A 24,222-nucleotide genomic window follows, 5' to 3' on the forward strand; every position below is an offset into this window, starting at 1 on the left:
CTCCTGTAAGATCAGGGGCGGTAGCCGAGAGGCTGGCCGCGGGCGGGCGGTCAGCCTTCCTTCTCGATGCGGTAATTGCCCTCGGGCAGGTTCAGCGCAAGGCGCAGTTCGGTCAGCTGATGCATGGACAGGGTGATGCGCACGACCTCTTCGCCGTCATCGCTCATCTGTTCCAGAATCACCCGGTCGTCAAAGCCCAGGATGACGACGTCCTCGTTCAGCGGGCGTGTCTGGGCCTCGGCCTCGTCGATCAGGGTGATCACGGTCGCGTCGAAGTCGTGTTCGATGGTGAACATCCGAATCTCCTTGGGAAAGGCCCGACAATCGCGTGAAAGGGGGGCTGCGGCAAGCGGTCGGGGTTTACGCCGGACGGGCAGGGGGTATTCTGCGCCGACAGGATCGCGCCGACGCTGGGGCGGCGCAACAGGGCAGGGACGATGGGACAGATGATGGCGCGCAGCTGGCTGGCAGGGTTGATCGCGGCAGTGGCCGTCGCGGGCTGTGCGCCGCTGCCCGCACCCGGCACCGCCCCCATGCCCGCGCCCGTCCCGCAGGTCCCGGTCCTGCCGGCCCCGTCGGCCCCGCACGCGGCGACGCCGGATGGCGCTGCGCGCAGCTTTGTCCAAGTGATGCGCCGGATGGAGCCGGCCGTCCGCCAGGACTGCCTGAACCGCCGCACCGCGCCGATCAGCTGCGATTTCCTGTTCGTCGTCGACGACCGCCCGGGGCTGGAGCCGAACGCGTTCCAGACCGTCGACCGCAACGGGCGCCCGGTCGTGGGCTTTACCCTGTCACTGATCGCGCAGACCCAGAACCCGGATGAAATCGCCTTTGTCGTGGGGCACGAGGCCGCGCACCACATTCTGAACCACCTGGATCGCAAGTCCGGGGCGGCCACTGCCGCGGCCGTCGTCCTTGGCAGCCTGGCCTCTGCCTATGGCGGCGACACCGGCGCCATCGCCCGCGCGCAGGAGATCGGTGCATCGGTCGGCGCACGCTACTATTCCAAGGAATGGGAGCTGGAGGCCGACTATCTTGGCGCGATCATCACGCTGAACGCGGGCTATGACCCGATCACCGGATCGGGCCTGTTCCAGCGAATCCCCGATCCCGGGAACCACGTCCTGGGCACACATCCTGCACGCGCGCAACGCCTGGCGCAGGTCCGCCGCGCGGTAGCCGACGTGCAGGCGGGGCGCATCCGCTAGGGCTGGTGGTGGGGTTGTGCCTGTGCCGCAACGCGACAACCTACGGCTGCAATAAAATTCACGTGGTGAAAGGAAAAAGCTGGCATACCGGCGGTTTTCTGCTTTAGTCGGCAAAGGTTTGCACAAGACAGATCCTTGAATCGATACCATCCGGCGCTTCGGCGCCTTTTCTATGAAGGGGCGCCCATGATCGGGGTTGTCGTATGGAGCAGCGGGTCGCGTGAAAAGGCGATCATCTGGTGCGAAGATCAAGCAACGCTGGCCTATCTGCAGGGAACCGCGAATTTTGCCGGGCCCGGCGAATGGCCCCAGCCCGGTGATCTGGTCGAACTGGAAACCCGGACCGTCGGCAACCTGCGCCATGCCCTGAACGTGACCATGCTGTCGGAGAAAAGCTGTCTGCAGCTGCCGCGAATCCTGGCCGATTCGCAGCAACAGCAGCCGTCGCGGCCAGCCCTGCGCGTCGTGGCGCATCAGGATGCGGTGCCGAGCGGATCCGTGGCGTCGTCCACCCGACGCCCGGCGACGACCTATGCGCGACCCCGCAGCGGGGCCGCGCGCTAGGGTGCGATCAGGCGCCGCGTGACAGTGCGGCAACCCCGGTGCGCGCCAGGTCCGTCAGGCCCAGAGGACGCATCAGATCGGCAAAGGCCTCCAGCTTGGACGGCGTGCCAACCAGTTCGAAGACAAAGCTTTCCAACGTCGAATCGACCACGTTCGCGCGAAAGATCTCGGCGATGCGCAGCGCCTCGACGCGCTTGTCGCCGGTGCCGCGCACCTTGAACAGGCCCAGTTCGCGTTCCACCACCGGCCCCTCGACCGTCAGGTCGTGGACCTCGTGGACGACCACGATGCGGCCCAGCTGCGCCTTGATCTGCTCGATCACCTCGGGGGTGCCGCGTGTGACCACCGTGATGCGCGAGCGGTGGCCGCTGTGGTCGACCTCGGCCACGGTCAGGCTGTCGATGTTATAGCCGCGGCCCGCGAACAGGCCGATCACGCGCGCCAGGACGCCTGGCTCGTTCTCGACAAGGACGGCCAGGGTATGGCTCTCCTCGCGCGGGGCGTGCGGATCGCGCAGGTCATAGGCCGAATGGCTGGACATGCCCTTCTGGATGTTCAAAGCGTTCATGGTTCTGCTCTCTTTCCGGCCGGTCTCAGACCAGCACCGCGCCTTCGGATTCGATCACCCCCTGCGTCTCGGCCTCGCCCAGCAGCATCTCGTTATGCGGCTTGCCGGAAGGGATCATCGGGAAGCAGTTCTCGTGCTTCTCGACCAGCACGTCCAGGATGAAGGGGCCGTCGTAATCGATCATCTGCTGGATCGCGGCGTCCAGATCCTTGGGGTCGCGCACCTGCGCGCCGGCGCAGCCGAAGGCTTCGGCAAGCTTGACGAAATCGGGCAGGCTGTCCGACCAGGACTGGCTGTAGCGTTCGCCGTGCAGCAGCTGCTGCCACTGGCGCACCATGCCAAGGCGCTCGTTGTTCAGGATGAACTGCTTGACCGGCAAGCGGAACTGCACCGCCGTGCCCATCTCCTGCATGTTCATCAGCCAGCTGGCATCACCCGCGACGTTGATCACCAGCGCCTCGGGATGGGCCATCTGCACGCCGATGGATGCAGGCAGGCCATAGCCCATCGTGCCCAGACCGCCCGAGGTCATCCAGCGGTTCGGCCCTTCAAAGCCCAGGTACTGCGCCGCCCACATCTGGTGCTGGCCGACCTCGGTGGTGATGTAGCGGTCGTGGCCCTTGGTCAGCGCCTCCAGCCGTTCCAGCGCGTGCTGCGGCTTGATGATCGTGTCGCTAGGGCGATAGGCCAGGCATTTCCGGGCCCGCCATTGCTCGATCTGGCCCCACCATTGCTGGACCGCGGCGCTGTTCGTCTTGCGGCCGCGCGATTTCCAGACCTTCAATAGATCCTCCAGCACATGGCCCACGTCCCCGACGATCGGCACGTCGACGCGCACGACCTTGTTGATGGACGACGGGTCGATGTCGATATGCGCCTTGACCGATCCGGGGCTGAAATCCGCGATCCGCCCGGTGATCCGGTCGTCAAAGCGCGCGCCGATGTTGATCATCAGGTCGCAGCCATGCATGGCCAGGTTCGCCTCGTAGGTGCCGTGCATGCCCAGCATGCCCAACCACTTGTCGCCCGATGCCGGATAGCAGCCCAGTCCCATCAGCGTCGAGGTCACCGGAAAGCCCGTCGCTTCGGCCAGCTCGCGCAGCAGTTGGCTGGCGCCGGGACCCGAGTTGATGACGCCGCCGCCGGTATAGAGGATCGGACGCTCGGCCTGCTCGATCAGCTCGACCAGGCGCGTGATCGCGCCCAGATCGCCCTTCTTCGTCGGCTGATAGCGGCCCGTGTCGACCTGCTTTGGCCCGACATAGGTGCCGGTCGCGAACTGCACGTCCTTGGGGATATCGATCAGCACCGGACCGGGCCGGCCCGAGGTGGCGACGTGGAAACCCTTGTGGATCGTCGCGGCCAGCTTGTCCGTGTCCTTGACCAGCCAGTTGTGCTTGGTGCAGGGGCGGGTGATGCCGACCGTGTCGGCCTCCTGGAAGCCGTCGGTGCCGATCATGAAGGTCGGGACCTGGCCTGACAGCACGACCAGCGGGATCGAATCCAGCAGCGCGTCGGTCAGGCCGGTGACCGCGTTCGTAGCGCCGGGGCCCGACGTGACCAGAACCACGCCCGGTTTCCCGGTCGCGCGGGCATAGCCCTCGGCCATGTGGACGGCGCCCTGTTCGTGGCGGACCAGGACGTGGGTGATGTCGTTCTGCTGAAAGATCTCGTCATAGATGGGTAGGACGGCCCCGCCCGGATAGCCGAATACGGTATCGACGCCCTGATCGCGCAGCGCCTCGACCACCATTCTCGCACCCGTCATTGTTCGGGACATCGTCTTGCTCCATCCATCAAAAACACCCGCAAAGCGCACCCGTCGCGGCCCCGCGTCGGCGCAACCTAGGGTCAGGTTCGGACAGGGTCAATGGCATTTGGCGGAGAAAGTGATGCAGGCACGCCGGAAATTGAAACTTTATTTCGCGGTTTGACGGACGCTATCGGTCGAATTGCGGCAGCGCGATACGGGCGACCTGTTCGACGATCGGATCGACGGACAGGGGATGCGCTTCGTTCGAATGATCCTCGGGGTTGCCGATATCCTGCCAGACGCCACCCTTGTAGATTTCCAGCGCGCTGAAGCGGGCCTTGTAGTCCATCTTGCGGCTGCCCGGCACCCAATAGCCCAGATAGACATAGGGCAGGCCCGCGGCCCGGGCGATCTCGATATGGTCCAGGATGATGTAGGTGCCCATGCTGGCCGGCCGCAGCAGCGGATCGTAGAAGCTGTAGACAAGGCTCAGCCCGTCATCCAGCACGTCGGTCAGGCAGACCCCGGCCAGGTGATCATCGCCCTGCGCCAGCGCCGGCATCGCATCGTCGCTGCAGCGGTATTCGATGACGCGGGTCTTGACCGGCGTCTCCTCGATCATCGCGGCGAATTCGAAGATGTCCATGTCCGCCATGCCGCCATCCGCGTGGCGGCTGTCCAGATAACGGCGGAACAGTTCGAACTGATCCTCGGTCGCCCAGGCACTGGTGGCCAGGCGGCGCAGGGCGGCGTTGCGGGTCGTGATGCGGCGCTGCGTCTTGGAGGGGCGGAAATCGGCCACCCGGATGCGCGCCGACATGCAGGCCACGCAGCTTTCGCAGCTGGGTCGGTAAAGCACGTTCTGCGACCGGCGGAATCCCTGCCGCGACAGCGCGTTGTTCAGTTCCGCCGCATTGTCGCCCTGCAGCGCGGTGAACAGCTTGCGTTCGGCCCGCCCGTGCAGGTACGGACAGGGCTGTGGCGCGGTCACATAGAACTGCGGCGCATGGGGCAGCGTATGGCGCATCAGGTGCGCCCCTTGCAGCATCTGGTCAGGTCGCGACTGATCATGCGGGCGCAGAAGGTTCCGTATCGCGGGTTGGTGTGCGCGAAAGCCTAGCAACGATTTCCCGGCAGGCCAAGCGTGGAAAGCAGCGGGCCCGCCGGTTCCGCGCAACATGGTTTACCGCGCGTTGCGTTGACGGGCCGGGGCGACCCCGGCAAGGTGGCGCGCATGAGCTTTCAGTCCCGCATCACCCGCCTTCCGCTGCCCGTCGACGCCGCCCGCGGGGCGGATGCGGCGGCGCTGTTCCCGACCCTGTCCGACCGGATGCGCGACCTGATCGCGGGCGCCGCGGGCAGCAGCCCCTATCTGGCCGGCCTGCTGCGGTCCGAGGCCGACTGGCTGCCCGATGGTCTGGACCATGACGACGTCGTCGCGCGCGAGACTGCGGGCCTGCAATCGCTGGACGCGGATGCCCTGGGCGTGGCGCTGCGCCGCGCCAAGCGGCGGGTGGCGCTGCTGGCGGCGTTGGCCGATCTGGGCGGCGTCTGGACGCTGGAGCAGGTGACCGGCGCGCTGTCCGACCTGGCCGACCGCGCCGTCGACCTGGCCCTGCGCGCCCATGTCGCGACCGAGATCCGTCGCGGCAAGCTGCCCGCCACGGACGCCGATGCGGGCGGCATCTTCGCGCTGGCGATGGGCAAGGGCGGCGCGCGCGAGCTGAACTACAGCTCCGACATCGACCTGATCGTCCTGTTCGACGAAACCGCCTATGCCGAGGTCGACCAGATGGAGGCGCGTGCCGCCCTGATCCGGGCCACGCGGCGTATGGCCGCGACCCTGTCCGACGTGACCGACCACGGCTATGTCTTTCGCACCGACCTTCGCCTGCGGCCCGATGCGGCGGTGACGCCGGTCTGCATCTCGACCGCCACGGCGCTGGCCTATTACGAGGCCGAGGGGCGGACCTGGGAACGCGCCGCCTTCATCAAGGCGCGCGCGGCGGCGGGCGACATCGCCGCGGGCGAACGGCTGCTGCGCGAATTGCGGCCCTTCGTCTGGCGCAAGCACCTGGATTTCGCGGCCATCCAGGACGCCCATGACATGCGGCTGCGCATCCGCGACCACAAGGGTCTGGGCGGGCGGCTGGAGGTGGCGGGCCACAACCTGAAACTGGGCCGCGGCGGCATCCGCGAAATCGAGTTCTTCACCCAGACCCGCCAGCTGATCGCGGGCGGGCGCGACCGCGACCTGCAATGCCGCGACACGGTCGGCGGGCTGGCGGCGCTGGCGGCCAAGAACTGGATCCCCCGGGACGTCGCAGAGGAACTGACGGCGCATTACCGCGAACATCGCGACATCGAACACCGCATCCAGATGGTGAACGACGCCCAGACCCACAGCCTGCCCAAGGACGATCAGGGATTGGCCACGATCGCCGCCCTGATGGGCGAGGGCGATGTCCAAGCCTGGTGCGCCCGGCTTAAATCGCGGCTGGAACGCGTGCATGCGCTGACCGAACGGTTCTTCGCCCCGACCGAACCGACCGAAAGCCTGCCCGACCTGTCGGACGAATCGCGGGCGGTGATCCAGCGCTGGCAGACCTATGCCGCGCTGCGGTCCGACCGGGCGCGGCAGATCTTTCGCCGGATCGAGGCGCCGCTCTTGTCGCGCATGGCCCGCGCGGGCCACCCCGCCGAGGCGCTGGCCCGCTTCGACAGTTTCCTGTCCGGCCTGCCTGCGGGGGTCCAGCTGTTCTCGCTGTTCGAGGCCAATCCTCAGCTGATCGACCTGATCGTCGACATCTGCGGGACGGCGCCTGCGCTGGCCGCCTATCTGGCGCGCCATCCGTCCGTTCTGGACGGCGTGCTGGCAGGCAGCTTCTTCGCACCCTGGCCGCGGGAGGCCGGGTTGGTTCAGGAACTGGACGCGGTCCTGCAACGGGCCCTGAGCCAGCCTGGCGGTGGCTATGAACGGGCGCTGGATGCGGCGCGGCGGTGGGCGCATGAATGGCAGTTCCGTATCGGCGTCCATCACCTGCGCGGCCTGATCGGCGCGGACGAGGCGGCGGTGCAATACTCGGACCTTGCGGGCGCCTGCGTGGCGGCGCTGCTGCCGGTGACCGCCGCCGATTTCGCGCGCCGCCATGGCCCGCCGCCGGGCCGCGGCGCGGTCGTGGTGGGCATGGGTTCCCTGGGCGCGCGGGTGCTGAACGCCGGGTCGGACCTGGACCTGATCGTGATCTATGACGCGGACGGGGTCGATGCCTCGGACGGGCCGCGCCCGCTGGCCGCGCGCCCCTATTACGCCCGTCTGACGCAGGCGATGGTCACCGCCCTGTCCGCGCCCACCGCCGAAGGCCGGCTGTACGAGGTCGACATGCGGCTGCGCCCGTCAGGGCGGCAGGGGCCGGTGGCGACCTCGATCGACAGCTTCGGCACCTACCAGATGACCGAGGCCTGGACATGGGAGCATCTGGCCCTGACCCGCGCACGCTGCGTCGCGCAGATCGGACCCGATGCGGATATGCTGTGCCAGCAGATCGAGACCCTGCGCCTGAAGGTGCTGGCCGAACGCGGCACCGATCCGCGTGTTCTGCCCGACACGGGCCAGATGCGTGACCGCCTGTTCGCCGCGAAGCCGCCGGGCGGGGCCTTCGACGTGCGACAGGGGGCCGGGCGGCTGCAGGACATCGACCTGGTGGCGCAGAGCTGCGCCTTGCGGGCGGGCGATCCGGCGCGGTCGACGCTGGCGCAGTTGCGGGCGGGTCGCCGGGCGGGGCTGCTGACGGCGGAACAGGCGGACCGCCTGTCGTCGATCTGGCGGGGATTGTGGCGCGTGCATGCCGCCGCCCGCCTGTTGACGGACAGGCCGCTGGACATGGACGTGATCGGGCGCGGAGGCCAGGATTTCCTGCTGCGCGAGGTCGAGGCCGACAGCCCCGATACCCTGCGTGATCGGCTGTCCGACGATTTCGCCACGGTGCAGGCCCTCGTCGAGGGACATCTGTCGGACGAAAGTCCGCCCGACTAGCCGCTGGCGGCGCGGTCCTGAGGATAGCGCATGGCATCCGGTTCGACTGCCGGCGCATCGATCTGGACCAGGTTGGGCTGTCCCGCGGTGGCCTGTCCGGCGCTGCTCTGCAGGTCCGCCGCCACCTCTGCCAGGGACCGGCCGCCGATCTGGCCCAGGACCGGGATCGAGACCATGCCCGGTGCCAGGGGGATGACGGGGGCATCCGCCGCCTCGACGAACAGGCCGTGGGCGGTCTTGTCCCAGTAGAAGGGCTTGGCCACGACCTCGTAGATGGCTTTCCACCCGGCCAGGCATCCAAGCGGGAAATAGAGATGCAGCGTCGGCACCCAAGGCATCAGATGGCGGTGCTTCGCCCCGCTGACCGCACGCATGCTGACGAAGATGCTCAGCGCCTCGGACGCGACGAACAGTCCGAACAGGCCGACGATCGCCCAGGAGCCCACCCCGGTTTCCAGCGGTGCGCGCAGCGGATGCGGCAGGCCGAAGGTCAGCAGCCAGAAGCTCCACAGGATCGGTGCCAGAAGGTATTGCGACAGCGCCCCCAGGAACTGGACCTGAAAGCCCCAGAAGCGCCACGCCCCCAGATCGCGGTAGAGCGCCGCAGGATCGCGCATGTGCACCGCCCAGGTCATCGCGTATCCCTTGAGCCAGCGCGACCGCTGCTTGACCCAGGGCAGGGCGCGGCAGTTCGCCTCCTCATCGGTGGTGGTCTCGATGATCTCGGTCCGGTATCCGCGCCGGGCCAGGCGGACGCCCAGATCGGCGTCCTCGGTCACGTTCCATGCATCCCATGCGCCGACCTGTTCCAGCAGGTGGCGGCGAAAGAACAAGGTTGTGCCGCCCAGGGGCACGATCAGCCCAAGCCGCGCCACCCCTGGCAGCAGGATGCGGAACCAGCTTGCGTATTCGATGGTAAAGCAACGCGCCAGCCAGTTGGTGCGCGGGTTATAGTAATCCAGCGCTCCCTGCAGGCATGCGACGTCCGCAGGCGCGACATGAAAGCGGCGCGCAACCTTGTGCAGTTGATCGGGATCGGGTCGGTCCTCGGCGTCCCAGATGCCCACGATCTGGCCGCGGCAGAAGTTCAGCGCATAGTTCAGCGCCCGGGGCTTGGTCTTGATCGGCCCGTCGGGCACCCGCACGACGCGGATCCAATACGGCAGGCGCACGCCGTCCAGCGCGGCCTCGGTGATCTCGTCGCTGGCCTCGATCACCAACAGGATGTCGGTCAGTTCCCGCGGATAGTCCAGACGTGCCAGCCGTGCGACCAGCTTGCCCGCGACGTCCTTTTCGTGAAACAGCGGCACCATGACCGAGATCAGCGGCAGCGCAGCCTCCATCAGCGGGGGGACGGGATGACCCTGTCGGATGGCCAGCGCACGGGCATCCTGCTCGCGCAGCGCCCGCCGCGCCGCCAGGAACGACGCCAGCTTCAGCCCACTCTGCGTCAGCAGGGTCAGCACCGCCCAGAAGGTCAGAAGCCCCACGATCAGCGTCGGGACCAGGATCAGGCCGGCCGCGGTCAGGGCCAGCGCCGCGATCGCCAGGCGTGCCGTCCGGGCCTGGTCCTGCGTGCGACAGCTTTCGATGGCGGGGACGCGCGTCTCGGCCTCGCGGATCAGGCGGGTCCGGCGGGAGTTCAACACACCGCCCTGGGCCTGGTCCGCACTGCACAGCAACATGCGGACCTGGCCGAACTGGCGCGGCAGCAGGGGCAGCACGGCCGCGAAATCATCGGGCCGCGCCGTCGCTATCCAGGTCACCCCGCCGATTCGCCGCCAAGGCAGCAGCCCGTGCGTCAGGCAGAACCCGGCCCCCGCGTCATCGATCAGCCGCGGGTCGGCGGGCGTCACGTCGGGGTCGATAGCGGTGGTGCGCCACTGCCGCGACAGCGCGCGGGCCAGGGCGGCGGGCTGGACCATCCCCTGGGCCAGCAATACCTGGTCCAGCCGCAGGCGCAGCTTTTGCTGGATTACCGTCGCCTTGAGCAGGTCCCCTGGATCGACGGCCCCGTCTTCCAGCAGGATCTGCCCAAGCGACCGCCGGTCGCGCGGCGCCAGCGTCGGCCCGCACAGGACGGCGCTGCCGGCGGTGGCCGGATCGGGCAGGTTGGCAGGCCGGGGCAGGGGGGCAGGCTGCGCCATGGTCGTTTCCCATCAGGATCGACCCGTCTTGGCACGTGATGCGTTAACAGAAGATTAAGCGATCCCGCGCGACCGGCAAAATCCGGTCGCACGGGATGAATTCGTCATCAGGCGCGGCGCGCGCGCATCGAATCGGTGAACCGCTTGAACAGGTACAGGCTGTCCTGGGGACCGGGTGAGGCCTCGGGGTGGTGCTGGACCGAAAAGACCGGCTTGTCCTGCATGCGGATGCCGCAGTTGCTGCCGTCGAACAGGCTGACATGGGTCTCGATCACACCAACTGGCAGGCTTTGCGAATCGACGGCGAAACCGTGGTTCATCGAGGTGATCTCGACCTTGCCCGTCTCGACGTCACGCACGGGGTGGTTCGCACCGTGATGGCCGTGGCCCATCTTGACCGTCTTGGCGCCAAGCGCCAGCGCCAGCATCTGGTGACCCAGGCAGATGCCGAAGATCGGCATGTCGCGGCCCAGCAGGTCCTTGATCATCGGGACGGCATATTCCCCCGTGGCCGCCGGATCGCCGGGGCCGTTCGACAGGAACACGCCCTCGGGCTCGTGCGCCATCACCTCCTCGGCGGTGGCGGTGGCGGGCAGGACGGTGACATCGGCGCCATGGGCCACCAGAGAGCGCAGGATGTTGCGTTTCGCACCGTAATCCAGCGCCACGACCTTGAACGGCTTGTCGCCGGGTGCGGTGCCGAAGCCTGCGCCCCATTCCCACGACCCCTGATCCCACCGATAGCTTTGGGCGCAGCTGACGCCGCGGGCCAGATCCAGGCCGACCAGGCCCTGCCAGTCGCGGGCGCGGGCGATCATCGCCTCGATGTCGAAATTGCCGTCGGGATCATGCGCCAGGACGACGTGGGGTGCACCCTGCTGACGGATCGCGCGGGTCAGGCGACGGGTGTCCACGCCGCCGATGCCGATGCGGCCGCGGCGGGCCATCCAGTCGGTCAGTTCGGACGTGCTGCGCCAGTTCGACGGCTCGGTCGGGTCCCACCGCACGACGATGCCGCTGGCGACCGGATCGGGAGCCTCGTCATCCTCCGGCGTGACGCCGGTATTGCCGATATGGGGAAAGGTGAAGGTCACGATCTGGCTGGCATAGGACGGATCGGTCATGATCTCCTGATAGCCGGTCATCGCGGTGTTGAAGACCAGCTCGGCGACGACCTCGCCGGGGGCGCCAAAGCCCATGCCATAGAAGACGGTCCCGTCGGCAAGCGCCAAGCAGGCGGTCGGTTTAGCAGCCATGTCGGCACCTCTGGAATGAAATCAGCCGGTGAATAGGGGGCGGACGCCCCGAGGTCAACCCGCAGCGGCGCGGGAGCTGCGCTTGAAACGCAGGCGCCGGGGGGCTAGATGCGGTTCTTTCGGGCGCATCCCGCGCCTTGGGTTGGAGACGAAGATGGATCTGCGCGCCAAGCTGCAAGCCGCCACCAAAGAGGCGATGAAGGCCCGCGACAGCGCCCGGCTGTCGACGCTGCGCCTGATCGCCGCCGCCGTCAAGGACCGCGAGATCGCCGCGCGCAGCGGGGACACCGACGGCACCCTGACCGAGGGCGACCTGGTCATGATCCTGTCGCGCATGGTCAAGCAGCGCCAGGAATCGGCCAAGGCCTATGAGGAGGGCGGCCGTCTGGAGCTGGCCGCCAAGGAGGAGGACGAGATCGGCGTGATCCAAGAGTTCCTGCCGCGCCAGATGAACAGCGTCGAGACGACCGCCGCGATCGACGCGGCCATCGCCGATCTGGGTGCCGAGGGCATCCGCGACATGGGTCGCGTGATGGCCGCGCTGAAGGAGCGCCATGCCGGCCAGATGGATTTCGCTGCGGTAGGTCCGGCCGTCAAGGCGCGCCTGCTGGCCTGAAACCCGCGCGTCGCATCACGCGTTGTGCGGGCAGGAGGTGACCCCATGCCCGCACGATCCAAAGCCCAACAACGCGCCGCAGGCGCCGCCCTGTCCGCCAAGCGCGGCGAGACGAAGGTCGGCGATCTGCAGGGCGCGTCCAAGGACATGTATCACAGCATGACCGAGGCAGAGCTGGAAGACTTTGCCAAGACCGACCACGACGACCTGCCGGAGCGCGCCGACGACGACTAGCGCAGCCGCGCCAGCCGCCGCATCAGCTCGTCGCACAGGTCGCGGCGCTCATCGGGGGTCAGGAACGCGCCCAGCTCGATCTCGCGCTGGCCGTCGGACAGGGTCAGATAGGCCTCGACCGGACCATTGCGCAGGCCGGGGCGCACCCAATAGCTGTTGGTCTGCCACAGGCGCTCCGGGCGCCCCGGATCGTTGCGCCGGATCTGCAGGCGGCTGCGGTCCATGACCAGCTCCTCGCGCGTCTGTCCGGTGCGATAGGTCTGGCGCAGGGCGATCCAGACCCCCCCCACCGTCACCATCATAAAGGGCAGCAGCCCCCACAGCACCTGCGTCCCCAGAACCGCCAGGATCGGCAGCAGCAGCAGCGTGGCCGTCGTTCCGATGAACCACACAAAGCCCCGTTTGGGCAGCGACCGGTGCGGCCACAGGGTCACGGTTTGCAAAAAGGCCCCGGACGTGTCCGGGGCCGTTTCTGTCCAACGATAGGGCATCGAGGAATGTGCCTTAGTGGGCCGGGCTGCGGTCCCAGTCCTCGCGCTTGGGCAGCTGCTCGAACGTGTGCTCGGGCGGGGGCGAGGGCAGGGTCCATTCCAGCGTGTCGGCGTACTCGTTCCAGTAGTTGTTCTGGGTGACGCGCTTGCCGGCGAACAGGGTGTAGAACATCACGCCGATGAAGAAGATGAACGACGCGAAGGACAGATAGGCGCCCCACGAGCTGATCGCGTTCCAGAAGGCGTATTCCACCGGATAGTCGATATAGCGGCGGGGCATGCCCTGACGGCCCAGGAAATGCTGGGGGAAGAAGGTCAGGTTCGCACCGATGAACATCGCCCAGAAGTGCAGCTTGCCCGCCCATTCCGGGTACTGGCGACCCGACATCTTGCCGATCCAGTAGTAGATGCCCGCAAAGATCGCGAAGACCGCGCCGAGCGACATCACGTAGTGGAAGTGCGCCACGACATAGTAGGTGTCATGATACACGCGGTCCAGCGGCGCTTGGCTCAGCACCACGCCGGTCACGCCGCCGACGGTGAACAGGAACAGGAAGCCGAAGGCCCAGAGCATCGGCGTCTTGAACTCGACCGAGCCGCCCCACATCGTCGCGATCCACGAGAAGACCTTGATGCCCGTGGGCACGGCGATCGTCATCGTGGCCAGCATGAAGTAGCTCTGCTGGGTCAGCGACATGCCGACGGTGTACATGTGGTGCGCCCAGACGACGAAGCCCAGGATCCCGATCGCGGCCATCGCCAGAACCATCGGCAGGTAGCCGAAGATCGGCTTGCGCGAGAAGGTCGCGATGACGTGGCTGATGATGCCGAAGCCGGGCAGGATGATGATGTACACTTCCGGGTGGCCGAAGAACCACAGGATGTGCTGGTACAGCACCGGGTCACCGCCGCCGGCCGGGTTGAAGAAGTTCGTGCCGAAGTTGCGGTCCATCAGCAGCATGGTGATGGCGCCGGCCAGAACGGGCAGGGCCAGCAGGATCAGCCAGGCGGTGATGAACACCGACCAGGCGAACAGCGGCACCTTGAACAGCGTCATGCCGGGGGCGCGCATGTTCAGGAAGGTGGTGATGATGTTGATCGCACCGACGATCGACGAGGCGCCCGAGACGTGAACCGCGAAGATCGCGAGGTCGGTCGAATAGCCGCCCTCGGTCGTCGACAGCGGCGGGTACAGCACCCAGCCGATGCCCGAACCGGGCTGCTGGTTGCCGCCCGGCGCCAGCAGCGAGGCGATGCCCAGCAGCAGGCCCGCGACATAGAGCCAGTAGCTGAGGTTGTTCATCCGCGGGAAGCTCATGTCCGGCGCACCGATCTGCAGCGGCATGAAGTAGTTGCCGAAACCGCCGAACAGCGCCGGAATGACGACGAAGAACATCATCAGCACGCCATGATACGTGATCATGACGTTCCACAGGTGACCGTTGGGGGTGCATTCGGCCGCGGCATTCGCGAAGAATCGCGCGCCTTCCATGCACATGTACTGCACACCCGGCTCGTGCAGTTCCATCCGCATGTAGACGGTGAAGCTGACCGAGATCAGGCCCGCCAGGCCGGCGGTGAAAAGGTAAAGAATACCAATGTCTTTGTGATTGGTGGACATGAACCAGCGGGTGAAAAACCCGCGTGTGTCATGATGGTCGTCGTGGCCGTGTGCGGCTGCGTCTGCCATACCCGAACTCCCTCAAGATGTCGTCGATCCGGCCTGTCGACCGTCATTATCACGTATTCTTTAGACCACCTGCGGGCACCGGGCAATGCGTCACAGTGGCCCCGGAGGCAAACGCCCCGGCCGGGTCCGAAAAACCCGGCCGGGGCGCCAAGGCGGCACGGGGCCGCGTCAGAGGGTCATTCGGCAGGCGCGTCCGGCGAAACCGAGGCCAGATAGGCCGCGACGTCCGCCTGGTTGCGGTTCAGCTTGAAGGTCATCTTGCTGCGGGCCGAATCGTCGCCCGACTTTTCCTTCACCCAGGCCGTCGGATCGGTCACGTAGGCGACCAGCTCCTCCTCGGTCCAGACCATGTCCGGGTTGGCTTCCTTGGCGGCCAGCAGGCCGTCGCCATAGTTGAAGCCTTCCATGTGGGCGATGGGCGCGCCGACGATGTTCCACAGGTTGGGACCGGTGGCCCCGCCCTTGACGATGTCGGTCCCGCTGTCGTCCTGGATCATGTGGCAGGCGCGGCATTTGCGGAATTCGCCCTCGCCCGCGGCGGCGTCGCCCGCTTCCTGCGCGACGGCGGGGATGGCTAGGGTCGCGCCCAACAGGGCGCCGACAATGGCTGATTTCATGCGTAGTTCCTCGCTGGGCCCTGGAGGGGCCGTGGTCTCCCGAAGGGCACCGTAGGACCAACGCGCTCCGGAAATCCAGCCATCGAAAGGTCGCATGAAAAGAATTGATCGGCCGCCTAGCCGAATGTGCGCGCAAAACCCTGGCGCAGCGCCACGTCCAGATCGGCCATCCCCACCGGCAGCCCCAGATCGACCAGCGAGGTCACGCCGTGCCCGCTGATCCCGCAGGGCACGATCCCGCCGTAATGCGACAGGTCGGGGTCCACGTTGACGGCGATGCCGTGAAAGCTGACCCATCGGCGCAGCTTGACGCCGATGGCGGCGATCTTGTCCTCGCGCATCTGGCCATCGGGCAGGGGGGGCTTGTCGGGACGCGGCACCCAGACGCCCACGCGCCCCTCGCGGATCTGGCCGGACACGCCGAAGCTGGCAAGCGCGTCGATCACCCACCCCTCCAGCTGTCCGACAAAGGCGCGCACGTCGCGGCCGCGCCGGTTCAGGTCCAGCATGACATAGGCCACGCGCTGGCCCGGCCCGTGATAGGTGTACTGACCGCCCCGCCCGGTCTGGTGCACCGGAAAGCGCGCGTCCAGCAGGTCCTGGGGGCGGGCGCTGGTCCCGGCCGTGTACAAGGGCGGGTGTTCGACCAGCCAGACGGCCTCGGGGGCCTGGCCTGCATGGATCTGCGCCACGCGATCCTCCATCAGGGCCACGGCGTCGGCATGCGCGGTCAGGCCGCTGCTGATGATCCATTCAACCATGGTTGCGATGTGGCCTCTTCGTCCGTCCCCGTCAACATCCGTCGGCATCCGCAGAAACCGCTTTTCTTTGCAATCTGCCTCGGCTATCAGGCGCGCACTGCCCGGATGCGGCCGTGGCGGAATTGGTAGACGCGCAGCGTTGAGGTCGCTGTTCCTTAACCGGAGTGGAAGTTCGAGTCTTCTCGGCCGCACCAACCCCCCCTTCATCGATGCCTTGACCCCGATGCCGTTCGGGTCATTCTGTCCCCCGACAACCGGGGATGGTCATGGCCACGTATGCCGCCATAGCGCGCGACCACAGATTTCGCTTTGACAGCCTGGCTGCGGTGATGGCCGCGGCCTCGCCGGAACGGTCGGGCGATCAGCTGGCCCGGATCGCGGCGGGCAGCGCGCTGGAACGTGTGGCGGCGCGGCGCGTGCTGATGGACCTGCCACTGTCCACCTTCCTGTCCGATGCGCTGGTTGCCTATGAGGATGACGAGGTCACACGCCTGATCATCGATGGCCACGACCGCGCGGCCTTTGCGCCGGTCGCGTCGATGACTGTGGGCGATCTGCGCGACTGGCTGCTGTCACCCGCCACGGACGGTGCGGCCCTGGCCGCCGTCGCCCCCGGCCTGACGCCGGAGATGGTGGCCGCGGTCAGCAAGCTGATGCGCAACCAAGACCTGATCCGCGTGGCGCGCAAGGTGCGAGTCGTCACGGCATTCCGGAACACCATTGGCGGGGCGGGGGTGCTGGCCTCGCGGCTGCAGCCCAACCATCCGGCGGATGACCCGCGCGGCATCGCGGTCGCGGTGCTGGACGGGCTGTTGCAGGGGGCGGGCGACGCAGTGATCGGGATCAACCCGGCGTCGGACAACCTGACCAACTGCCACGCCCTGCTGTCCGCCCTGGACGAGATGCGCCAGGCGCTGGACATCCCCACGCAGACCTGCGTGCTGACCCATGTGACCAACGCCCTGACCCTGCTGGAGCGGGGCGCTCCGGTGGACCTGATCTTCCAGTCGGTCGCGGGCAGCCAGGCCGCCAACGAAGGTTTCGGCATCACCCTGTCGATGCTGGAGGAGGCCCATCAGGCGGGACTGGCGGCGGGGCGGGGAACGGTCGGCCAGAACGTGATGTATTTCGAGACGGGGCAGGGGTCCGCCCTGTCGGCCGACGCCCATCACGGCGTCGATCAGCAGACGATGGAGGCCCGCGCCCAGGGCGTCGCCCGCGCCTATGCGCCGCTGCTGGTCAATACTGTCGTGGGCTTCATCGGGCCGGAATACCTGTTCGACGGCAAGCAGATCATCCGTGCGGGGCTGGAGGATCATTTCTGCGGCAAGCTGCTGGGCCTGCCGATGGGGGTCGATGTCTGCTATACCAACCATGTCGCGGCCGACCAGGACGACATGGACACGCTGTCGACGCTGCTGGCGCAGGCGGGGGTCAATTTCGTGATCGCCGTGCCGGGCGCCGACGACGTGATGCTGGGCTATCAAAGCCTGGCATTCGAGGACATCGCCTATCTGCGCGAAACCACCGGCCTGACCCCGGCACCCGAATTCGTGGCATGGCTGGATGCGTTCGGCCTTGCGGGTGGGGCATCGCCCGATACCGGCGCGATGGCCCGCCGCCTTGGGCTGTCCGCATGAGCGCGCCGGACCTGCGCCGCCTGTCCGCCCTGACTCCGGCGCGGGTGCGGCTGCAGGCGGGAGCCGGGCCGACCGCCCTGCCGGACCTGTTGCGGTTTCAGCAGGACCACGCGGCGGCGCGCGATGCGATCCACGGGCAGGTGGATTGGGACGCGCTGGCGCGGGACCTTGGCCCGCTGCCCGTGCTGCGGGTGGACAGCATGGCGACCGACCGCGCCACCTATCTGCGCCGCCCCGACCTGGGGCGGCAGCTGGCGCCCCATGACCTGCCCCGGCTGGACGCGCCGCTGCAGGTGGTGATCGGGGATGGGCTGTCCGCGCCCGCGGTCATGGCGCAGGCCGCGGGCGTGGTGCGGGCGCTGCTCGCCTGCCTGCCGGAACTGGCGGGGCGTCCGGTGATCCTGGCGCAGGGCGCGCGGGTGGCCTTGGGCGATGCGATCGGGGCGGCCACGGGGGCGGGCATGGTGCTGATGCTGATCGGCGAACGGCCCGGACTGTCGGTGGCCGACAGCCTTGGCGCCTATCTGACCCATGCGCCCCGGATCGGGCTGCGCGACAACGCGCGCAACTGCGTGTCGAACATTCATCCGAACGGGGGGCTGTCCCATCAGGCCGCCGCCGAACGGCTGGCTTGGCTGGTGATGCAGGGGCGTCGGATCGGCGCGACCGGCATCGCGCTGAAGGACGAAAGCGGCGGCAGCGACCTGCTGCCGCCACAGGCTTAGTCGGCGATCCGCGCCACGGCGGCACCGGCGCCGGTCGCGATCTGCAGCGCGGCCCATTCCTTGGCGGCGTCGTTGCGGGCCGATGCGGCCTGCAGGCGTGCCGCGGCACGCTGACGGTCGGCGTCCAGCAGATCGACCAGCGGCAGGGCGCCCGCCTCGAAGTTCGTGCGCGCCAGGGCATAGGCCCGGTCATAGCTGGCCGCCGCGCGGTCCAGCGCATCGACGCGCTGGCGCAGGCGGCGCAGGTTCGACTGGCTGGTCTGCACATCCTCGACCGAGGCCGCGACCTGGCTACGCCATGCCAGATCGGCCTGGCGCGCCTCGGACACGCGGCGGGTGCGGGTCGCGCCCAGGATGCCCTGATTGGCCACCGGCAGGCTGATGCGCGGGCCAAAGCCCCAGCCCGTCGCACCGCCCGTGTCGCTGACCGTGCCCGTCAGCGACAGCGAGGGCAGCATGTCCGCCGTCGCGACCCCCACCGCCGCCAGCGCCTGCACCAGATCCTGCTGGGCCGCGCGCACGTCTGGACGGTTGCGCAGCAGTTCGGCCGGTACCCCGGTGCCGGGGCCGGGCGGGATGCGCAGCGCGCCCGATCCGCCCTGCATCTGCGACATCAGCGGCCCGGCCTGCTGGTTCAGCAGCGTCGACAGGCGATAGACCTGCGCGTTGAATTGTGCCTCGAAGGCGGGAAGGTCGGCCTGCGCGGTCTGCAGCAACGCCTCGGTCTGGGCGATGTCGAAATCGGTGGCAAGGCCCAGGGCCTGGCTGTCGCGGGTGACGCTCAGGGTGGCCTGGCGCGCCTCGATCGTGTCGCGGGTCAGGGCCAGCGCCTGCTGGTTGTAGCGTGCGTCGGAATAGGCGCTGATGACCTCGGCCAGCCATGCCAGCCGGGTGACCTGGGCCTGCGCCTCGGCCGATGCGACGCCCGCGGCGGCCCCTTCGCGGGCCCGGCGCGCGCCCCCGAACAGATCGAACACGAAGCCCGCCGACAGGTTGGCGCTGCTGGTATAGCCGGTCGCCTGACCGTCGCCGCCCGACCGCACGCGGCTGGCCGATGCGGGCTCTCCGCTGATCTGGGCCGCCAGGGGCTGGGTCGCCTGAAGGTCGGCCGCCGCGGCACGGATGCGTTCGTTGGCGGTGATGATGTCCAGGCTGGTGTCCAGCCCGTCCGCGATCAGCCGCGACAGGGTTCGGTCCTGATAGCCCGACCAGAAGGCCGTGGTGCCGACCTGGCCCACGGGGCCGCCGCCGCCTTCAGCGAAGGCGCCCTGGACACGGGTGTCGGGCAGGGCGGTGGGGTCGGGCCCCACCGCCGCGCAGGCGGAGATCATCAACAGCGCCGTCAGCGACAGTGTCGCGCGGGTCATACGGGGAAACGTCACGAGGTCTTTTCCTTCTTGCGCGACAGCAGCGACCGGATCTTGAGCACGGCCACATAGAAGACCGGCACCAGGAAGATCCCGATGACGGCAGAGGAAGCCATGCCGCCCAGAACGCCGATGCCGATCGAGTTCTGCGCCCCCGCACCGGCGCCCGACGCGATGGCCAGCGGCAGCACGCCCAGCATGAACGCGAACGTGGTCATCAGGATCGGACGCAGACGCTGGCGCGATGCGATCAGGGCGGCCTCGACCACGGTCTTGCCCTCCTTGACCTGCGCCTCGGCGAATTCGACGATCAGAATGGCGTTTCGGGCGGCAAGCCCGATGGTCGTCAGCAGACCCACCTTGAAGTACACGTCGTTCGACTGTCCGAAGAACAGCGCGGCCGCCAGGGCGCCCAGGATGCCCACCGGAACGGTCAGCATGACCGCCAGTGGCACGGACCAGCTCTCGTACAGCGCGGCCAGCGACAGGAACACGACCAGCGCCGACAGCGCGAACAGAAGCGGCGCCTGGTTGCCCGACAGCCGTTCCTGGAACGACAGCCCGGTCCATGCGGTGCCATAGCCGCCGTCCATGTCCGCCACCATCTGTTCCATCACGTCCATCGCCTCGCCCGAGGACAGGCCGGGAACGGCCGCCCCGCTGAGCTCCAGCGCCCGCGTGCCGCCGAAACGCGCCAGCGATTGCGGTTCCTGTTGCCAGCTTTGATCGGCGAAGGCGCCGAAGGACACCATTTCCCCCTGGCTGTTGCGGGCATACCAGCGTTCGATGTCCTCTGGCTGGCTGCGGCTTGCGGCCTCGCCCTGGACCACCACGGGCCGCAGGTCGTTGCCAAGCGCAAAGTCGTTCACGTCGCGCCCGGCAAAGATCACCGACAGCATCGCGTTCACGTCACCGATGTTCAGGCCAAAGGCCGCGGCCTTCTGCTGATCGATGTCCAGGCGCAGGGCGGTCTGGGTGTTGGCAGTCTCGTTGCCGCGCAGGTTGGTGACCTGGCCACCCGCCTGCGCATCCGCGACAAGCTGGTTGGCGGCGGCGGCCAGCGCGTCCTGGCCCTGACCCGTCTGGTCCACCAGATACATGGTAAAGCCGGAGGACGTGCCCAGGCCCTGGATCGCAGGCGGCTGCAGGGCAAAGATCTGGCCCTGGCGGTTGGTGGTGAAGAAATAGCCGTTCGCCCGGTTCACCAGCGACGCGATGTCGAACCCGTCGCGTTCGGCATAGTCGCGCAGCTTGATGAAGACCAGCGCGTTGCTTTGCCCGGTCCCGCCGAAGCTGAAGCCAAGCGCGGCAAAGACCGATTCCACCGTGTCGGTTTCCTGGGTCAGCAGGTATTGCTCGACCTTCTCGACCAGGGCCTGCGTCTGCTGGGTGGTCGATCCGTCCGGGCCCTGAATGATGGCCAGGGCGACGCCCTGATCCTCGTCGGGCAGGAACGACCCGGGCAGGCGGTCGAACAGCGTCATCACGCCGAACCCGATCGCGACCAGGACGATCAGCATCCGCAGCGGGCGCTTCACCAGCCGTGTGACGATGCCGACATAGCCGGTCGTGGTCCGGTCCAGGTTGCGGTTGAACCAGCGGGCGGGGGCGATGCCGCCCTGGCCATGCTTGCGCGCCTTGAGCAGGCTTGCGCACATGGCGGGGGTCAGGATCACGGCCACGCCCAGCGACAGGATCATCGCGGTGATGATGGTGATCGAGAACTGGCGATAGATGACCCCGGTAGCGCCGGTCTGGAACGCCATCGGCAGGAACACCGCCGACAGGACCAGCACGATGCCGACCAGCGCCGAGGTGATCTCGTCCATGCTCTTTTCGGTGGCCTCGACGGGGCCCAGGCCCTCTTCCTCCATCACCCGCTCGACGTTCTCCACGACTACGATGGCGTCGTCGACCAGAAGGCCGATGGCCAGCACCAGCGCGAACATCGTCAACGTGTTGATCGAGAAGCCCGCGACCGCCAGCACGGCGAAGGTGCCCAGCAGCACGACGGGGATCGCCACCACCGGGATGATCGTCGCCCGCCAGCTTTGCAGGAAGACCAGGATCACCAGGAACACCAGCAACACGGCCTCGGCCAGGGTCTTGTAGACCTGGCTGATCGACTTTTCCACAAACGGAGAGGTGTCATAGGGATAGGTGATCTCGACTCCGGCGGGCAGGGCGTCGGCAAGGCTGTCAATGGTGTCGCGCACGGCGGCGGCGGTCGACACGGCGTTTGCGCCGGTCGCCAGGTTCACGGCGACGGCCGCGGCCGGGTTGCCGTTGTAGCGCGAGCTGCCGCCATAGCTTTCCTGGCCAATCTCGATCCGGGCGACGTCGCCCAGAAAGACCGTCGATCCGTCGGGATCGACGCGCAGCAGGATGCTCTCGAACTCCTCGACCGTGGACAGCTGCGACTGCGCGGTGACCGACACGGTCAGCCTCTGGCCCTCGGCGGCGGGCTGCGCGCCCAGGTCGCCCACGGTGACGTTGGTGTTCTGCGCGGCCACGGCCGCGGTGACGTCGGCGGGCGTGACGCTGTACTGGACCATCTTCATCGGGTCCATCCAGACCCGCATCGCATAGCCCGAGCCGAAGGTGTTGATCGACCCGACGCCCGGCGTGCGCTTGACCGGATCCTCGATGAACTGAGAGATCAGGTCGCCCAGCTGGACTGTGGTATAGGTGCCCTCTTCCGCCGTCAGCGCCGCCACCAGCAGGATAGAGCTGGTCGAGCGTTCGACCTGTACGCCCTGCTGCTGCACCACGTCGGGCAGCTGCGACGTGACCAGCTGCAGCTTGTTCTGCACCTGGACCTGGGCGATCTCGGGGTCGACGGTGTCGTCGAAGGTCAGCGCGACCGATGCCGACCCGGGCGTCGAATTCGACGTCATGTAGGTCAGGCCGTCGATGCCGGTCATCGCGTCCTCGATCACCGTGGTGACCGAGGATTCGACGATCTCGGCCGAGGCGCCGTTATAGGTGGCCCGGACCTGCACCGTCGTGGGCGCGATCTGGGGATATTGTTCGATGGCCAGGCTGTTCAGGCCAAGCGCGCCGACCAGCATGGTGATCAGGGCGATCACCCATGCAAAGACGGGCCGGTGAATGAAGAAACGTGCCATGCGCGATTACTCCGTCGCGCCGGCGGGGGCGGCATCCGCCTCCGCGGGGGCTGCGTCGGCGGGGCCGGTGTCGGTTCCCGCGTCGGCCGCGGCTGCGTCGGGGGCCGTGTCGGCGGAGGCCGCATCGGTTGGGGCTGCATCCGTGGGGGCTGCATCGGCGGGGGCGCCTTGGGTGGGGGCCTGTTCGCGCACGACGCCGGTCTCGTCGATGGTCACGGGGACGGTGACGACCTCCATGCCCTCGGCCAGCCCGGTCAGTCCGTCGACGACCAGGGTCTCGCCATCCTCGATGCCGTCTGTGACGATCCACTGGTGCTTGTAGGTGCCGTCCTCGGTCAGCTGGCGCTGGCTGACCTTGCCGTCCTCGACGACCCAGGCCGTCAGGGTGCCGACCTTGTCACGCGTGGCCGACGACTGTGACACCAGGATCGCCGAGGTCACGCCCAGATCGACCTGCCCGCGCAGGAACATGCCCGGCAGCAGCAGGTTGTCGGGATTGTCGAACCGGAACCGCGTGTCGATCGACCCGGTCGAGGTCGACACGGTCACGCCGGGCGCGACCAGCTGGCCAACCGCCTGGTATTCGCGGCCGTTCTCCAGCGTCAGGGTCGCGGCCAGTTCGTCGTTCAGGCGCAGGTTGCCGTCGTTGATGTCGTCCAGCACGCTGAGGAAGCGCGACGAGGGTTCGTACATGTCGACCTCGATCGGGTCCAGCTGGGTGACGGTAGCCATGGCGTCGGCCTGTCCGGCGGTCACCAGATCGCCCACAGACGCCGCCGACACGCTGGCGATGCCCGACAGGGGGCTGGTGACCGTGGTCCAGCCCAGTTCGGCCTGGGCCAGCGTCAGATCGGCCTCGGCCGATTGCAGCGCGGCGGTCGCCTGATCCAGCGCGGCCTGGGCCTGTTCGACCTGGGCCTGGGTCGTCCCAGACCCCAGCAGCTGTTGGGTACGGTCAAAGGACGACTGCGACTGCGTCACCTGGGCGCGGGCAGAGGCGACCTGCGCCTCGGCACTGGCCAGGTTCGCCTGATAAGTGGTGTCCTCGATGCGGAACATCGGAGTGCCCGCCTCGATCGCGGCGCCCGGATCGTACAGGATCTCGGTCACGATCCCGCCGACGCGGGGGCGGATGGCGGTCTCCGACACCGCGACCGCGCGACCAGGCAGGGTCACGATTCGCGGAACGTCCTGAACCGCCACCTGCATGACGCCCACCTGCTTGGGCGGCATCCCTTCGGGCGCCTGCGCCCAGGCCGCGGAGGTGGACAGAATCGCGGCGACCATGGCGGCGCCGGTCGCAAGGCTGTGTTTCGGCATCATCTTTGTCCTGGATAAGCACCCGACGGGGCGTCACTGTTGCGCGCTGATTGCATGTTTTTGCGGACTATGCAATGTTTGCTTCGACTGCACGAGGAGAC

20 protein-coding genes and 1 tRNA gene are annotated in these 24,222 nt (G+C 67.8%); 8 read left to right on the plus strand and 13 right to left on the minus strand.

The window, feature by feature from the left end; translation table 11 throughout:
• Window positions 1-50 precede the first annotated feature (50 nt).
• Window positions 51-296, minus strand: a complete 246-nt coding sequence (locus tag FHD67_RS08570) for a hypothetical protein (RefSeq protein ID WP_042246064.1) — start codon at window positions 294-296, stop codon at window positions 51-53.
• Window positions 297-437: 141 nt separating this feature from the next.
• On the opposite strand from FHD67_RS08570, the gene FHD67_RS08575 reads away from it, so the two are divergent.
• A complete protein-coding gene (locus FHD67_RS08575) occupies window positions 438-1,208 on the plus strand; it encodes a M48 family metalloprotease (RefSeq protein WP_246071268.1) in 771 nt (256 codons plus the stop codon).
• Window positions 1,209-1,394: 186 nt separating this feature from the next.
• Window positions 1,395-1,772, plus strand: a complete 378-nt coding sequence (locus FHD67_RS08580; protein WP_064503566.1) for a hypothetical protein — start codon at window positions 1,395-1,397, stop codon at window positions 1,770-1,772.
• 7 nt (window positions 1,773-1,779) lie between these two features.
• On the opposite strand, the gene ilvN is transcribed toward FHD67_RS08580, so the two are convergent.
• From ilvN to FHD67_RS08595, 3 genes are all read right to left on the minus strand, one after another.
• Window positions 1,780-2,340, minus strand: a complete 561-nt coding sequence (ilvN, locus tag FHD67_RS08585; protein WP_045981603.1) for an acetolactate synthase small subunit — start codon at window positions 2,338-2,340, stop codon at window positions 1,780-1,782.
• Window positions 2,341-2,365: 25 nt separating this feature from the next.
• On the minus strand, window positions 2,366-4,120 hold the full coding sequence (locus FHD67_RS08590) for an acetolactate synthase 3 large subunit (protein WP_045981602.1): 1,755 nt from the start codon (window positions 4,118-4,120) through the stop codon (window positions 2,366-2,368).
• Window positions 4,121-4,280: 160 nt separating this feature from the next.
• The gene (locus FHD67_RS08595; RefSeq protein ID WP_046001162.1) at window positions 4,281-5,120 is read right to left on the minus strand and encodes an arginyltransferase; all 840 of its coding nucleotides are present in this window, start codon (window positions 5,118-5,120) and stop codon (window positions 4,281-4,283) included.
• Window positions 5,121-5,327: 207 nt separating this feature from the next.
• On the opposite strand from FHD67_RS08595, the gene FHD67_RS08600 reads away from it, so the two are divergent.
• Window positions 5,328-8,129, plus strand: a complete 2,802-nt coding sequence (locus tag FHD67_RS08600) for a bifunctional [glutamine synthetase] adenylyltransferase/[glutamine synthetase]-adenylyl-L-tyrosine phosphorylase (protein ID WP_139598454.1) — start codon at window positions 5,328-5,330, stop codon at window positions 8,127-8,129.
• Here FHD67_RS08600 and FHD67_RS08605 read toward each other — a convergent pair.
• Window positions 8,126-10,276, minus strand: coding sequence for a glycosyltransferase (locus FHD67_RS08605; protein WP_139598455.1), 2,151 nt, complete (start codon window positions 10,274-10,276; stop codon window positions 8,126-8,128). The two genes, FHD67_RS08600 and FHD67_RS08605, sit on opposite strands and share 4 nt — an antisense overlap.
• Window positions 10,277-10,383: 107 nt before the next feature.
• Window positions 10,384-11,532 (minus strand): glutamine-hydrolyzing carbamoyl-phosphate synthase small subunit, encoded by a 1,149-nt coding sequence (gene carA, locus FHD67_RS08610; RefSeq protein WP_139598456.1) that lies wholly within the window; start codon window positions 11,530-11,532, stop codon window positions 10,384-10,386.
• Between the two features lie 154 nt (window positions 11,533-11,686).
• Between carA and FHD67_RS08615 the strand changes: the two genes are divergently transcribed.
• Both FHD67_RS08615 and FHD67_RS08620 read left to right on the plus strand, forming a co-directional pair.
• Window positions 11,687-12,148 (plus strand): GatB/YqeY domain-containing protein, encoded by a 462-nt coding sequence (locus FHD67_RS08615; RefSeq protein ID WP_139598477.1) that lies wholly within the window; start codon window positions 11,687-11,689, stop codon window positions 12,146-12,148.
• Between the two features lie 45 nt (window positions 12,149-12,193).
• The gene (locus FHD67_RS08620) at window positions 12,194-12,382 is read left to right on the plus strand and encodes a DUF3008 family protein (protein WP_046000973.1); all 189 of its coding nucleotides are present in this window, start codon (window positions 12,194-12,196) and stop codon (window positions 12,380-12,382) included.
• Here FHD67_RS08620 and FHD67_RS08625 read toward each other — a convergent pair.
• The 4 genes from FHD67_RS08625 to lipB all read right to left on the minus strand — a co-directional run bounded on the left by FHD67_RS08625 (window position 12,379) and on the right by lipB (window position 15,941).
• The gene (locus tag FHD67_RS08625) at window positions 12,379-12,816 is read right to left on the minus strand and encodes a DUF2244 domain-containing protein (RefSeq protein WP_342775290.1); all 438 of its coding nucleotides are present in this window, start codon (window positions 12,814-12,816) and stop codon (window positions 12,379-12,381) included. The two genes, FHD67_RS08620 and FHD67_RS08625, sit on opposite strands and share 4 nt — an antisense overlap.
• Window positions 12,817-12,886: 70 nt before the next feature.
• The gene (locus FHD67_RS08630) at window positions 12,887-14,563 is read right to left on the minus strand and encodes a cytochrome c oxidase subunit I (RefSeq protein ID WP_045981596.1); all 1,677 of its coding nucleotides are present in this window, start codon (window positions 14,561-14,563) and stop codon (window positions 12,887-12,889) included.
• A 176-nt stretch (window positions 14,564-14,739) separates the two neighbouring features.
• A complete protein-coding gene (locus FHD67_RS08635; protein ID WP_045981595.1) occupies window positions 14,740-15,180 on the minus strand; it encodes a c-type cytochrome in 441 nt (146 codons plus the stop codon).
• 116 nt (window positions 15,181-15,296) lie between these two features.
• Complete coding sequence (gene lipB / locus FHD67_RS08640) at window positions 15,297-15,941, minus strand: lipoyl(octanoyl) transferase LipB (protein ID WP_046000972.1); 645 nt, start codon at window positions 15,939-15,941, stop codon at window positions 15,297-15,299.
• 107 nt (window positions 15,942-16,048) lie between these two features.
• Between lipB and FHD67_RS08645 the strand changes: the two genes are divergently transcribed.
• The 3 genes from FHD67_RS08645 to eutC all read left to right on the plus strand — a co-directional run bounded on the left by FHD67_RS08645 (window position 16,049) and on the right by eutC (window position 18,306).
• A tRNA-Leu gene (locus tag FHD67_RS08645) sits at window positions 16,049-16,135 on the plus strand.
• A 72-nt stretch (window positions 16,136-16,207) separates the two neighbouring features.
• Complete coding sequence (locus tag FHD67_RS08650; RefSeq protein WP_139598458.1) at window positions 16,208-17,581, plus strand: ethanolamine ammonia-lyase subunit EutB; 1,374 nt, start codon at window positions 16,208-16,210, stop codon at window positions 17,579-17,581.
• The gene (eutC, locus tag FHD67_RS08655) at window positions 17,578-18,306 is read left to right on the plus strand and encodes an ethanolamine ammonia-lyase subunit EutC (protein WP_139598459.1); all 729 of its coding nucleotides are present in this window, start codon (window positions 17,578-17,580) and stop codon (window positions 18,304-18,306) included. Before FHD67_RS08650 ends, eutC begins: the two co-directional genes overlap by 4 nt.
• On the opposite strand, the gene FHD67_RS08660 is transcribed toward eutC, so the two are convergent.
• From FHD67_RS08660 to FHD67_RS08670, 3 genes are read right to left on the minus strand one after another with little or no spacing between them, the layout of a single operon-like run.
• Window positions 18,303-19,688, minus strand: a complete 1,386-nt coding sequence (locus tag FHD67_RS08660; protein ID WP_045998781.1) for an efflux transporter outer membrane subunit — start codon at window positions 19,686-19,688, stop codon at window positions 18,303-18,305. The genes eutC and FHD67_RS08660 overlap by 4 nt on opposite strands.
• The gene (locus tag FHD67_RS08665) at window positions 19,685-22,801 is read right to left on the minus strand and encodes an efflux RND transporter permease subunit (RefSeq protein WP_139598460.1); all 3,117 of its coding nucleotides are present in this window, start codon (window positions 22,799-22,801) and stop codon (window positions 19,685-19,687) included. Before FHD67_RS08665 ends, FHD67_RS08660 begins: the two co-directional genes overlap by 4 nt.
• 6 nt (window positions 22,802-22,807) lie before the next feature.
• Complete coding sequence (locus tag FHD67_RS08670; protein ID WP_246071269.1) at window positions 22,808-24,124, minus strand: efflux RND transporter periplasmic adaptor subunit; 1,317 nt, start codon at window positions 24,122-24,124, stop codon at window positions 22,808-22,810.
• Between the last annotated feature and the right edge of the window lie 98 nt (window positions 24,125-24,222).

This window comes from Paracoccus haeundaensis, from assembly GCF_006239215.1.
GTDB lineage: Bacteria > Pseudomonadota > Alphaproteobacteria > Rhodobacterales > Rhodobacteraceae > Paracoccus > Paracoccus marcusii.